Below are 11,820 nucleotides of genomic sequence, written 5' to 3'. Positions count from 1 at the left end.
TACAATTCGCTCGCCCCCACCGCGCCGCACTTCCGTCCCACCACCCCCCCCCCGGCCTCCCCCGCCCCCCCCCCCGGCCGGGGCGCCCACTTTCGGGGGCCCCCCCGGCAGCACCACGACCCACCGCCCATGCCGGGCACACCACATGAGGGGCGACGAGCCGAAGCTCGCCGCGCCTCTCTGTCGGCGGGTGCGGCTAGCGTGAGCGCGTGTGGACAGTCGAGCCGAAATCCAGGGGGATCGATGGAGAACGAGCGGGACCACGGCCGGACCGTGCGGAACGGTTCGCTCGCGATGATCGGCCTGGGGGTCCTGCTGTTCGTCCTCAGTCTGGCCTATCTGATACCGCACGACATGGGTGTGACCTCGGATCTCCGCAGTCGAGGCCTCCACACCCCGGCGGTCGTCACCGAATGCGCCGAAGTGAGCAACCCCCAGGACAACCCGGCGGGCAACTCCCACTGCAGGGTACGGTTCACGACTCCCCAGGGGACATCCGTCGAGACCCAACTGGCCTACGTCACCGGCACCGTCAAGCCCAGTGACACCGTGACGGTGGTGTACGACCCTCAGCACACCGACGTCGCCGCCCTCGCGTCGAGCATCGGTTTCTGGAACTCACTGACCCGGAACGCGGTCGACGTGGTCGCACTGGTCGCCTCGGTCGTCATGACTCTCCTGGGCCTCGCGGTCCATCTCGCCTACCGCCGGTGACCCGACCGTCGTCCAGCCCCAGGTGACCACCGCTCCCACCCGGGCCGAATTGATGCGTGCCCGAACCGGGAATAGCCTGGAACCACCGCGAGTTGGCGGGCCGGACCTCCGCCCCGCCGACCGGCACACCGCATCCCTGCGCTGCGTCCATCCGCTGCGTCCATCCGCTGGGGGCGCCCGATGCCCACCCACCCGGCACGGGCCCTGGCCGTCTGTTCGCCAGGGCACGGCAGACTCCACCTCTTCGTCGGCGCGGACGACGGCACCGCACGGCACCGGGCCTTCGACGGCGGCTGGCACCCCTGGCGCACTATTTCCGGGCCGGCCTGAACCAGAACTCCCCGAAGTTCTATGGCCGCCTGGGCCGCGCGCGGCAGCTCCGGCACCAAGGTCGCCCGCCTCTACACCCAGAACGACCCCGCCCAACTCGCCCCGCTGCTCGCCCAGCTCGGTGTCACCGCCCCCGGCCCCGCCCCCTTCGACGCCGCCACCCCGGACGACCGCAACTCCCTCATCTCCCTCCCCCTCACCTCCTGGAAGGACCTGGCCACGAAGCAGGGCGGCAGCGTCCCGTACACCGTCTCCGAACAGGCGCACCACGTGATCTCGGCCCTCATGCTCACCGACGCCCTGCGCCGCAGCCAGTTCTGAGGCAGGGGCCGGCCCCCTACGCCTCGGCGAGGCGGGCCGCCAGGGCGTCCAGGCCGAGCGAGCCCTGGGCGAGGACGGTGCCGTGCCAGGCCCGGAGGTCGAAGGCGGCGCCCTGGCGGCGGCGGGCCTCCTCGCGGCCCCGCAGCCAGACGCGTTCGCCCAGCTTGTAGCCGATGGCCTGGCCGGGCCAGCCCAGGTAGCGGTCGATCTCGCTGCTGCGGCGCGGGAGTTCGCTGCCGTGGTGGGCGGCCATGAACGCGGTGGCGAGTTCCGGGGTCCAGCGTTCGCCGGGGTGGAAGCCGCTGTCGGCGGGGACGGCGAGTTCCAGGTGCATGCCCAGGTCCACGATCACGCGGATGATCCGGAGCATCTGCTTGTCCAGGTAGCCGAGCCGCCGGGCGGGGTCGGTGAGGAAGCCCAGTTCGTCCATCAGGCGCTCGGCGTACAGCGCCCAGCCCTCCTTGTCGGCACTGACCGCGCCGAGGGTGATCTGGTAGCTGCTGAGCCGGTCGGCGCAGGCGGTCCAGCGGGCGGTCTGGAGGTGGTGGCCGGGGACGCCCTCGTGGTACCAGGTGCTGACGAGCTGCCAGGTCGGGAAGGTCCGCCGGCCGAGGGTGGGCAGGTAGGTGCGGCCGGGGCGGCGGAAGTCCAGGCTGGGGCCGTTGTAGTAGGGCGCGCCCGAGCTGCCGGGCGGCGCGATCCTGGTCTCGACCCGGCGCAGCGGGCCGGAGATGTCGAAGTGGGTGCCGTCGAGGGCGTCGATCGCCTCGTCGACGACCTGCTGGAGCCAGGCGCGGACGTTCTCCTCGCCCTCGACGGTGTGGCCGTGCCGGTTGAGGTGGTCCATGGCGGCCCGGGGTGCCGTCGGCGGCGGGCAGGTAGGTGTCGTGCAGCCAGTCGCGGAAGGCCGCGGTGGCGGCGGTGGCACGGTCGGCGGCGGCGTCCAGTTCGGGGCGCAGCCGGGCGGGCCCGGCCGCGGTGAAGCCGTTGAACCAGCTCCCGCCGCCGGAGCGGCCGGTCCAGGCGTCCAGTTGGGCGATGGTCGCGCGGGCCTGCCGGGGTGCGCTCAGCAGTCCCCGGGCGATGCCCTCGGTCAGGGTGGCGCGGTAGCCGTCCAGCGCTCCGGGCACGTTGCGCAGCCGGCCGGCGACGGCCGCCCACTGCTCGTCGGTCTCGGTGGGCATCATCGTGAACACGCCCCGCACCTTGTGCAGCGGGGAGTTGACGTTGCGCAGTTGGCGGAGGTGGTCGCCGGCCTCGTGCACGGCGAGTTCGGCGGTGAGCCGCTCCCGCAGCAGCCGGGCGCAGTCCCGGTCGGCGGCTCCGTCCGGGGGCGCGGCGTCGTCGAGCGCGGCCAGCGTCCGCCGCCCGAGTTCGGCGAGCGCCTCGAAGCCCTCCGGCGACAGGTCCGGCTGCCGGTCGTCCTCCGGGTGCAGACCGAGTCTGGTCGAGGTCGCCGGGTCGAGTGCCGCGACCTGGGCGACGTACCTGTCGGCGATGCTGCGGGCGGACTCCGGTGTCTCGGGCATGCCCCCATGCTGGCGCAGCGGCCGAGCCGCCGTCCAGGGCGCCTGGGCAGGAGGCTCCGACGGCGGCTCGGCGAGGCGCTGCGGGCTCAGCCCTGGCAGAGGCCGCGGCTGTAGTCGAAGGTCGCGGCGGCCTGCGAGTACTGCCACTGCGGGGCGAGCAGCTGCTGGTCCAGCTGCGCGGCGGCGGTGCGGTTCTCCACGACGTAGCCGAAATCCTGGAGCCAGGCCGGGTAGAGGTTCTTGGAGCCGATGAAGAAGGCGGAGCCGTCGACCGAGACCAGCTTGTGGTGCAGCGCGTACGGGTGGCCGTCGGCCCAGGTCGGGGCGGAGGAGGCCCGGAACGGGGCGAGTTGGAGGTTGCGGCACATCGCGGTCCGGGCCTGCGCCGGGTCGCCGAGGCGGGCGGCGAGCCGGGCCGCGAGGGTGTCGCTGATCTCGTTCAGGGACTTGATCTGCGAGTAGCCGCCGCTGCCGACCGCGCCGCGGTTGCCGGGGTCGCTGACCACGATGCGGACCTTGACCCCGTCGGCGAGCTTGCCCGCGAGCAGGTCGAAGAGCCGGGCGTCGTAGCGGGGCATCGGCGGGCAGGTGCCGGTGACGTCCTGCTGGGAGATGTCGATCCGGCCGGTGGCGCCCGCGATCAGGGCGCGCAGCGCGTTCTCCTCGGGGTTGACCGTCTCGTAGTCGCGGTCGTCGTTGGTGCGGTCGGGCAGGCCGATCGGGCCGCACTTGACGTCGGCGGGCCGGGCCGTCCGGTCGGGGCGGTAGTCGGAGGCGGGGTCCTCGTCGGTGATCCCGACGCCGAGGCCGCCGATCGCGATCACCGGGACGTTTCCGGTGGCGGGCACCTGCCCGACCGCCGGGTTGCGGCGCTTCTCCAGGTCGGGGGTGCAGCTCGCGCCGTTGGTGGAGGCGTACCACGCGGCCGAGAGGACCCCGGTGTTGCGGCAGGTCCAGTCCCACAGGGTGTCCAGGTACGCACCGGCGGAGGCGGCGGCCGGGCCGGTGAGCGCGAGGTCGACGTCGGTGACCGGGTGGGCGGTGTCGAGGTAGTCGCCCTTCCAGTTGTTGATGCCGCCGGTGATGACGCTCTGCCCGTCCACCACCAGCAACTTGGAGTGGTTCCAGGAGAACGCGGTCTTCGCGGTGGTCATCGAGGCGACCTCGATGGTGACGCGGCCGGCGGCGCTGCCGAGCCGGGCCACCAGGTCGTCCCGGTACTTGGAGGGCAGCGCGGTGATGTTGAGCAGCGGCGCGGCGCCGGCGAGGACCCGCACGTGCGGGGTGTTCCCGGCGGCCACCGAGGCCTTGAGGCCGTCGGCGATGGCGTCCTGGAACGCACCGTCCGGGAACGGGGCGAGAGTTGATATGTCGACGGTCCGGGTGGCCCGTCCGATGTTCTCCCGCATCTTGTCGAGCAGCTGCTCGGTGCCGGTCCGCTCGGTGCAGGAGGCGTCGCCCCAGCAGCCCGGCGTCTGCAGCAGCCACCCGCCCGGGTTCCCGGCCGGTGCGTCGAGGCGGTTGCCGGCCGTCCGCTGCCAGACCGTTCCCTCCAGCCCGGGCGACACCTGACGCAGCGTCCGCTCCACCGCGTCCAGGTACGGAGTGGCATCGGCGGGCGAGGCCGGCACGGCCGGAACGGTCGACGCCGGCACCGGGGCCGGGTCGGCGAAGGCGGGAGCGACGGGCAGCGCACCGACGGCGGCGGCGAGGGCCAGCGCGGTGCCGGCCAGACGGCGGCCGGAGCGGCGGGAGTGAGGAGAGAGCACGTACGAGTCCTTCATGCGAGGCCGGGGACGTTCACCCGGACGACACCCTTAAATTACCCTAAAGTAACCAAATCTGCTGTCAGGGCCCCATCAATGCCGGCAACTCGACCGCACACCAACCGACTTCACGCCACCTCACCCTGATGGCCACTCAGCCGCCGAAGGCAAAGAGGCCCCCGCACCGATCCGGTGCGGGGGCCTCCCGTGCCAAGGTCCGGTCAACTCCAGAGCTGGGCGTCCTTGTTGTAGGTGTAGTCGAGCACGTCGGAGTAGCCCGCCCGGTAGTAGTCCCAGGTCCCGTCGTCCGCGACCACGGCCACCGTCTGCCCGGTGTTGTTGACCAGCGAGGCGGCGTTGTCCGCCACGGTCTGCCCCCAGCCGGCGCCGTTGTTGCCCCAGTGGCCGAAGTGGGCGCTGCGCAGGTCGACGGTCTGCCCGACCGACCAGTTCTCCCACGCGCCCCAGCCGTACTGCGGCGAGTGGAAGTAGAGGCACACGTTCCCGCTCGGGCAGGCCTCCGCCCCGGTCGGCTGGGACGCGGCCGACGCACCCCCCGTCGCCATGCCCGTCGCTCCGAGCGTCAGCGCCACCACGGCGGCGACCTCGGCCGTACGGCGTCCGATCCTGATCCGCATTGCGTCCCCCTGGAAGTCCACGGTGCCCGACGAACCGGCGGCCGACGGCTCTGAGCGGACCCCCGGCCGAACCCGCGCAAGGCTCGCACGATCGGCCCCGCCCCGCCAGAAGTGCCGACGCCTCCGCTTGTGTGGACTTCTCGGCGCGGCACCGCCCCCGGGACGCAAAAAGCCGGGGCCGACGCACCAAGTGCGCCGACCCCGGCTCCTACTGAGTAGCGGGGACAGGATTTGAACCTGCGACCTCTGGGTTATGAGCCCAGCGAGCTACCGAGCTGCTCCACCCCGCGTCGATGTCTCCACCATAGACCACGGCCGGGCGAAAACGGAAATCGGTTTCCCGAGGGGCCCGTCGCGCCGGCCGGACGCCGGTGGAGACACGACCGGCGCCGTCAGCAGATCCGCGGGAGCTGCTCGCCCAGCGGCAGGTCCACCACCCGGGTGCCGCCGAAGCCGGTGCGGGCGACGACCATCCCGGGGTGGTCCTCGACGCACTCGCCGATCACCACCGCCTCCGCGCCCAGCGGGTGGGCCCGCATCGCGGCGAGCACGGCGTCCGCCTCGGTGCGCGGGACGAAGGCCACCAACTTGCCCTCGTTGGCGATGTACATCGGGTCCAGGCCCAGGATCGCGCAGGCGTTGGCCACCGGGTCCGGAACGGGGACAGCGCGTTCGCTCACCACCACGCCCACCCCGGCCGCCGCCGCGATCTCGTTGAGCGCCGCCGCCAGCCCGCCCCGGGTGGGGTCCCGCAGCACGTGCAGGTCGAGGGTCGCCCCGAGCATGGCTTCCACCAGACCGCCGAGCGCCGCGCAGTCGCTGCGCACCTCGACCCCGAACTCCAGCCCCTCCCGGACGCTCATGATCGCCACCCCGTGCAGCCCGATCGGCCCGCTGACGATCACCACGTCGCCCGGGCGGGCCCGCTGCGGCCGGATGTCGACCCCGGCCGGGACGAGCCCGATGCCGGCGGTGTTCAGGTAGACGCCGTCGCCGTGCCCGGCCTCGACCACCTTGGTGTCGCCGGTGGCCACCTCCACCCCGGCGGTGCGGGCGGCCGCGCCGAGCGCCCGGGCCACCCGGTCCACCACGGCCAGCTCCACCCCCTCCTCCAGGATGAAGCCGCAGGACAGGTAGGCCGCCCGGGCCCCGCTCATGGCCAGGTCGTTGACGGTGCCGTTGACGGCGAGGTCGCCGATGCAGCCACCGGGGAAGAACAGCGGCCGCACCACGTAGGAGTCGGTGGAGAACGCCAGCCGGGCGCCGCCCAGTTCGAGCACGGCGGAGTCGCCGAGACCGGCCAGCGCCCGGCTGCCGTAGGCGGGGGCGAAGATGTTCTCCACCAGCTCGGCGGACATCGCCCCACCGCCGCCGTGCCCCATCACCACCCGGGGGTGGTCGCGCAGCGGCAGCGGGCAGCTCCAGCCGGAGAGGTCCGGCACACCGGCCGCACCGACGCCGCCGGACGCTTCGATGAGCAGGTCGGTGTCAGCCAACGGGGCTCGCCTCCTGGACGGGGCTCGGCGTGCTCGGCCCGGTCGGCGTGCTCAGCCGCCGGTAGAGGTAGTACGCGGCGCAGGCCCCCTCGCTGGAGACCATGGTGGCGCCGAGCGGGGTGCGCGGGGTGCAGACGGTACCGAAGGCCTCGCACTCGTGGGGCTTGAGCAGCCCCTGGAGCACCTCGCCGGCCCGGCACGCGGCGGGTTCGCTGGTCCGGATGCCCCCGACGTCGAAGCGGTGCTCGGCGTCGTGGTCCCGGTAGCGCGGTGAGAGCCGCCAGCCGCTCCGCGGGATGACGCCGATGCCGCGCCAGGCCCGGTCGGTCACCTCGAAGACGTCCTCCAGCATGGCGCGGGCCGCCGGGTTGCCCTCGGGGCGGACGGCCCGCGGGTAGGCGTTGTCGACGGTGTGCTCGCCGCGCTCCAACTGCCGTACGGTGCGCCGGATCCCCTCCAGGATGTCGAGCGGCTCGAAGCCGGTGACGACGATCGGGACCCGGTGGCGCTCGGCCAGCGCGGGGTACTCCTCGGTGCCCATCACGCTGCACACGTGCCCGGCGGCCAGGAAGGCCTGGACCCGGCACTCCGACGAATCCATGATCGCCTCGATCGCCGGGGGCACCCGGACGTGCGAGACCAGCATGCTGAAGTTGCGCAGGCCCTGCTTGCGGGCCAGGTGGACGGCCATCGCGTTCGGCGGGGCGGTGGTCTCGAAGCCGATGCCGAAGAAGACCACCTCCCGGTCCGGGTTCTCCCGGGCGATCCGCAGCGCGTCGAGCGGCGAGTACACCACCCGGACGTCGCCGCCCTCGCCCCGGACCCGGAACAGGTCGCGGTCGGTGCCGGGAACCCGCAGCATGTCGCCGAAGGAGCAGAAGATCACCCCGGGGCGGGCGGCGATGGCCAGCGCCCGGTCGATCACCTCCAGCGGGGTGACGCACACCGGGCACCCCGGCCCGTGGATCAACTCGACCTCGTCCGGCAGGAGTTGGTCGATGGCGTGCCGGATGATGCTGTGCGTCTGGCCGCCGCACACCTCCATCAGCGCCCACGGCCGGGTGACCGTCGCCCTGATGTCGGCGAGCAGGCCCTCGGCCAGCTCGGGGTTGCGGAACTCCTCCAGGTACTTCACCGTCCCGCCTCCTCGACCGCCGCGGGGTTGCCCGCAGCCTCCCACGGATCTCCGAACTCCTCCTGCAGCAGCCCGAGTTCCTCGAACAGCTCCAGGGTCCGCCGGGCCGACTCCTCGTCCAGGCGCTGCAACGCGAACCCCACGTGGACGATGGCGTACTCCCCCACCGCCAGGTCGGGCAGGTACTCCAGGCAGACGTCCTTGACCACCCCGCCGAAGTCCATCACCGCCATCCTGGTCCCGTCGCGTTCCTCGATCTCCGTCACCCTGCCGGGCACCGCCAGACACATCCGCTGTCACTCCTCCCGGGCGGCCGACGACCGGCCGGCCACCATCAGCTGGCCGAGCGCCAGCCCTCCGTCGTTGGGCGGCACCCGGCGGTGCCGCAGCACGGTGAAGCCGTCCTCCCCCAGGCCGCTCGCGCAGGCCGAGGAGAGCAGCGCGTTGGCGAAGACCCCGCCGCTCAGCGCCACCGTCGAAATCCCGTACTCCCGGCGGACGTTCGCGCAGACCCGCCGGACGGCCCCGGCGACCGCGCGGTGGAAGCGGGCGGCGATCAGCCCGGTCGGCGCGCCCGCCGCCAGGTCCGCCAGCACCCCGGCCAGCACCGGCCCGGGTTCGACGGTCCAGCCGCCCGCGCGCTCCGCCAGCCCGAAGGCGTAGCCCGCCGCCGGGCCGGTCTCCGCCGGGCCGAACTCCACTGCGGCCGCCTCCAGTTCGATCGCCGCCTGGGCCTCGTACCCGGCCCGGTGGCAGACCCCGGCGAGCGAGGACACCGCGTCGAACAGCCGGCCCATGCTGGAGGTCGGCACGCAGTTCAGGCCGCGATCCAACTGCTGTTCCAGCAGCCGCAGTTCGTCCTCCGGGCAGGCCAGCACCGGCGGCAGCCCGGCCGCCCAGGGCAGCCCGGCGGCGCGCAGGTGGGCGAGCGCCGCCCGGTACGGGCGCTCGACCGCGGCATCGCCGCCCGGCAGCGGCACGTAGCCGAGGTGGGCGACCCGGCGGTACCCGTCGTAGTCGGCCAGCAGCACCTCACCGCCCCAGATCGCGCCGTCCTCGCCGTAGCCGGTCCCGTCGAAGGCGATGCCGAGGACCGGCCGCCCGCCGTCCCGGCCGTGTTCGGCCAGCACGGCGGCGACGTGGGCGTGGTGGTGCTGCACCCGGCGCACCGGCCGGCCGGCGGCGGTGCGCTCGGCGTGGTGCAGCGAGCGGTAGCCGGGGTGCCGGTCGGCGACCAGCAGTTCGGGCCGCACCCCGCTGACCAGGCCTAGTTGCCCCACCGCCCGGTCGAAGGCGCGCAGGGTGGCCAGGTCGTCCATGTCGCCGATGTGGCCGGACAGCCAGGCGTAGCCGTCGCGGGCGAGCGCGAAGGTGTTCTTGAGGTCGCCGCCGACCGCCAGCACCGGCCGGACGGGCACCGGCAGCGGGAGCGGAAGCGGGGCGTACCCGCGCGAGCGGCGCAGCGGCAGCAGCTCGCCGTCCACCACCCGTACCACCGAGTCCTCACAGGGCACGTGGATCGGCCGGTCGTGGCCGAGCCAGCCGTCGACCAGCGGGGCGAGCGCGCTCAGCGCGTGCCGGTCGTCGGTGACGATCGGCTCGCCGGAGAGGTTGGCACTGGTCATCACCAGCAGGTCGGGCCCGGGGGCGGCGAGCAGCAGGTGGTGCAGCGGGGTGTACGGGAGCATCACCCCGAGGTCGGGGCTGCCCGGGGCGACCGCCGGGAGCTGCGCCGCGAAGCCCCCGGGGCGGCGCAGCAGGACGATCGGCCGGACGGCGCCGGTGAGCAGTTCCCGTTCGACCGGCCCGACCGTGGTCAGCGCCTCGACGGTGGCGAGGTCGCGGGCCATCACCGCGAAGGGCTTGTCGCCGCGCCGCTTGCGCCGCCGCAGCAGGGCGACGGCCGCGGCGTCGCGCGCGTCGCAGGCCAGGTGGTAGCCGCCGATGCCCTTGACGGCGAGGACCGCCCTGTCGGCGAGCAGCCGCCGGGCCTCGCCGAGCGCGTCCTCACCGTCGAGGTCGGCGCGTCCGGGCACGGTGAGGGTGAGCCGCGGCCCGCAGGCGTGGCAGGCGACGGGCTGGGCGTGGAAGCGGCGGTCGGCCGGGTCGGTGTACTCCCGGGCGCAGTCCGCGCACATCGGGAAGCCCGCCATCGTGGTGTTGGCCCGGTCGTACGGCAGGCCGGTGACGATGGTGTGCCGGGGGCCGCAGTTGGTGCAGCTGATGAACGGGTGCCGGTGGCGCCGGTCGGCGGGGTCGGCGAGTTCGGCCAGGCAGTCGGCGCAGACGGCGACGTCGGGCGGGATCAGGGTGGCCCGGGGCCCGTCGGTGCGGGAGGGGGTGATGGCGAACCCGGTGGCGCCGGTGGCGGCGAGCGGCGCGTGCTCGACGGAGGCGACCTGGGCGAGCGGCGGGGCGTCGGCGGCGACCCGGCGGCAGAAGGCGTCCAGGGCGGCCGGGCTGCCCTCGACCTCGGCGAGAACGCCCTCCCCGGTGTTGGTGACGCTGCCGGCCAGGCCGAGTTCCCCGGCCAGCGCGAAGACGAAGGGCCGGAAGCCGACGCCCTGCACCAACCCCCGGACGGCGACCCGCCGTCGTTCGCGGTCGAGCGCCGTCACGGCGTCCCCGGCACGGCGTGCGAGTGCTCCGCGTGCGAGTGCCCGGCGTGGGAGTGCTCCGCGTGCGCCTGCCCCGCGTGGGCGTGCTCGCCCTGCCCGGCCGCCATCACCGGCCGGTGCGGCACGGCGCCGTCCAGCACCGCCAGCGCCCGGTCCAGCAGCGCCCCCACACCGTCCCCGGTCCGGGCCGAGGTGGGCACCACCTCCACCCCCGGATTGACCCGCTGGACGTTCGCCAGGAACGCCGCCTCGTCGAACTCGGCCGCCGCGGCGAGGTCCGCCTTGGTCACCAGCACGAGGTTGGCCAGCCCGAACGCGGTCGGGTACTTGAGCGGCTTGTCCTCGCCCTCGGTGACCGAGGCGAGCACGACCCGCAGCGATTCCCCGAGGTCGTAGGAGGCCGGGCAGACCAGGTTGCCGACGTTCTCCACGAACAGCAGCCGGCAGTCCTGCGGCAGCCAGCCGTCCAGGTGCCCGGCGAGCATCCGCGCCTCCAGGTGGCAGAGCCCGTCGGTGAGCACCTGCTTCACCGGTGCGCCCGAACGGGCCAGCCGCAGCGCGTCGTTCTCGGTGGCGAGGTCGGCGGTGAGCGCGGCGACCGGGATCCCGCGCCGCCGGGCCAGCCCCAACTCGGCTTCCAGCAGGGCGGTCTTGCCGCTGCCGGGGCTGGAGAGCAGGTTGACGGCGACCGTCCCGCGGGCGGTCAGCGCGGCCCGCAGCTCGTGGGCGCTGTCGTCGTTGCGGGCGAGCACCGCCCGGCGGAGGTCGACCGTGTGGCCCGACTGGCACATCGGTTTCAGCCTTTCTGTTCGGCCGGGACGCCGGGGCCGGCGGCCCACTCGACGTCGAGGATCTGGAGCTCGCGCCCGGCGAGCAGCTCGACGCCCACGCCGGAGCGGCAGTCCGGGCAGCCGAGGTCCGGCGGCATGCCGACGGCCCATTCGACGGCGCAGGGCGAGCAGCGGGCGCGCGCCTCGACGACCTCGGTGTCCAGCACCGCGCCCTCCACCAGCGTTCCGGCGCAGGCGAGTTCGAAGCAGAAGTCGAGGGCCTCGGGTACCACGCCCGCCAACTCGCCGACCTGCAGCCGGACCCGGGCCACGCCGGGGGCCCGGTGTTCGCGCGCGGCCGTGTCCACCTGCTCGACCACGGCGGCGGCGATCGACATCTCGTGCATCGGTCCCTTCCCACGGCGGGCGGCAACGCGCCCCATTACAGGGGGCGGTGGCGGCGACGGCTCGAAGCCGCGCCGCCACCCGGTCCGGGGCTGCAC

At 74.1% G+C, this 11,820-nt stretch carries 10 protein-coding genes, 1 tRNA gene and 1 pseudogene; 2 read left to right on the top strand and 10 right to left on the bottom strand.

Going from position 1 to position 11,820, the window contains the following annotated elements; all coding sequences use genetic code 11:
* Positions 1–243 precede the first annotated feature (243 nt).
* Positions 244–714 carry a DUF3592 domain-containing protein gene (locus tag ACFXOZ_RS28115; RefSeq protein ID WP_380593183.1) on the top strand — a complete coding sequence of 157 codons (471 nt, stop codon included), beginning with the start codon at positions 244–246 and terminating at the stop codon, positions 712–714.
* A 351-nt stretch (positions 715–1,065) separates the two neighbouring features.
* Positions 1,066–1,365, top strand: a complete 300-nt coding sequence (locus ACFXOZ_RS28110) for a hypothetical protein (RefSeq protein ID WP_380593182.1) — start codon at positions 1,066–1,068, stop codon at positions 1,363–1,365.
* Positions 1,366–1,381: 16 nt separating this feature from the next.
* Here ACFXOZ_RS28110 and ACFXOZ_RS28105 read toward each other — a convergent pair.
* From ACFXOZ_RS28105 to hypA, 10 genes and pseudogenes are all read right to left on the bottom strand, one after another.
* Positions 1,382–2,894, bottom strand: a pseudogene (locus ACFXOZ_RS28105) (DUF885 domain-containing protein).
* An 86-nt stretch (positions 2,895–2,980) separates the two neighbouring features.
* The gene (locus tag ACFXOZ_RS28100) at positions 2,981–4,663 is read right to left on the bottom strand and encodes a phospholipase (RefSeq protein ID WP_380593181.1); all 1,683 of its coding nucleotides are present in this window, start codon (positions 4,661–4,663) and stop codon (positions 2,981–2,983) included.
* A 218-nt stretch (positions 4,664–4,881) separates the two neighbouring features.
* Positions 4,882–5,298 (bottom strand): peptidase inhibitor family I36 protein, encoded by a 417-nt coding sequence (locus ACFXOZ_RS28095; RefSeq protein ID WP_380397735.1) that lies wholly within the window; start codon positions 5,296–5,298, stop codon positions 4,882–4,884.
* Positions 5,299–5,514: 216 nt separating this feature from the next.
* Positions 5,515–5,588 (bottom strand) — tRNA-Met (locus ACFXOZ_RS28090).
* Between the two features lie 102 nt (positions 5,589–5,690).
* A complete protein-coding gene (gene hypE, locus ACFXOZ_RS28085; protein ID WP_380523760.1) occupies positions 5,691–6,773 on the bottom strand; it encodes a hydrogenase expression/formation protein HypE in 1,083 nt (360 codons plus the stop codon).
* A gap of 13 nt (positions 6,774–6,786) precedes the next feature.
* Positions 6,787–7,929, bottom strand: coding sequence for a hydrogenase formation protein HypD (hypD, locus tag ACFXOZ_RS28080; protein ID WP_380593180.1), 1,143 nt, complete (start codon positions 7,927–7,929; stop codon positions 6,787–6,789).
* Complete coding sequence (locus ACFXOZ_RS28075; RefSeq protein ID WP_380397731.1) at positions 7,926–8,219, bottom strand: HypC/HybG/HupF family hydrogenase formation chaperone; 294 nt, start codon at positions 8,217–8,219, stop codon at positions 7,926–7,928. Before ACFXOZ_RS28075 ends, hypD begins: the two co-directional genes overlap by 4 nt.
* A gap of 6 nt (positions 8,220–8,225) precedes the next feature.
* On the bottom strand, positions 8,226–10,547 hold the full coding sequence (hypF, locus tag ACFXOZ_RS28070) for a carbamoyltransferase HypF (protein ID WP_380593179.1): 2,322 nt from the start codon (positions 10,545–10,547) through the stop codon (positions 8,226–8,228).
* Entirely contained in the window at positions 10,544–11,338 is a 795-nt protein-coding gene (gene hypB, locus ACFXOZ_RS28065) for a hydrogenase nickel incorporation protein HypB (protein ID WP_380593178.1), read from the bottom strand. The genes hypF and hypB overlap by 4 nt, the downstream gene beginning before the upstream one ends.
* A 5-nt stretch (positions 11,339–11,343) precedes the next feature.
* Positions 11,344–11,724, bottom strand: a complete 381-nt coding sequence (gene hypA, locus ACFXOZ_RS28060) for a hydrogenase maturation nickel metallochaperone HypA (protein ID WP_380593177.1) — start codon at positions 11,722–11,724, stop codon at positions 11,344–11,346.
* Positions 11,725–11,820: the final 96 nt, after the last annotated feature.

Source organism: Kitasatospora sp. NPDC059160, from assembly GCF_042755465.1.
Lineage (GTDB): Bacteria > Actinomycetota > Actinomycetes > Streptomycetales > Streptomycetaceae > Kitasatospora.
Note: the sequence above shows the minus strand (reverse complement) of the source record. Positions and strands in the feature narration are given on the sequence as shown.